This window comes from Variovorax sp. 01N429 (assembly GCF_056399425.1).
In genome coordinates, this window is record NZ_JBFTRG010000059.1 from 1 (window position 1) to 639 (window position 639).

1 protein-coding gene is annotated in these 639 nt (G+C 75.0%); it reads right to left on the minus strand.

The features are described from left to right. Window positions 1-639 (minus strand): ComEA family DNA-binding protein (locus AC1DSF_RS30550; RefSeq protein ID WP_478184061.1); only part of this gene is annotated, 639 nt, incomplete at both ends.

Genomic DNA, 639 nt, shown 5'->3' on the forward strand with positions numbered 1-639 from the left:
GAGTTGGTCGACCGACGTGAAACGTCCGTGTTCGCGGCGCCAATCGAGAATGTGGGCGGCCATGACGGGGCCGATTCCGGGCAAGGCGTCGAGTTGTTCGGCGGTCGCGGTGTTGAGATCGACCATGCCGCCAACCGCGGCGGCTTTGCCACCACCCGCGCCCGCGGCAGCCGACCCCGGCACCCCGGCAGACACCGGCGGCGGCGCCGTGGCACCAGGCACGCCCACCGGGATCTGTTCGCCGTCGACCAGCACGCGGGCGAGGTTGAGGACGGACAGGTCGGTCCCGGGCAGCGCCCCGCCGGCCGCCTTGAGCGCGTCGTCCACCCGGGAACCGGCGGGCAAGGCAAGGACACCGGGCTGCGCGACCTTGCCGACGACGTGCACCGAGACGTTCGACGGCGCGACGGGCGCAGCGCTCGCTTCGACACCGGGCGCCACGGCGGCCGCAGCCGAGCCCGATCCCGGTGCCACACGGGCCCGTTCCGCACCCGAAACCGGCGTCGCCCGGGTGGAGACCCCGACCATCGGCGGCACCGCAACCGCCTGAGGACGGGCTCGCCACCACCCGTCCCCGGCCAGCACGACCGCCTGCAGCGCCAGCACCGCCACGGCGGCGACCGCCCGCCGGTCCATGCC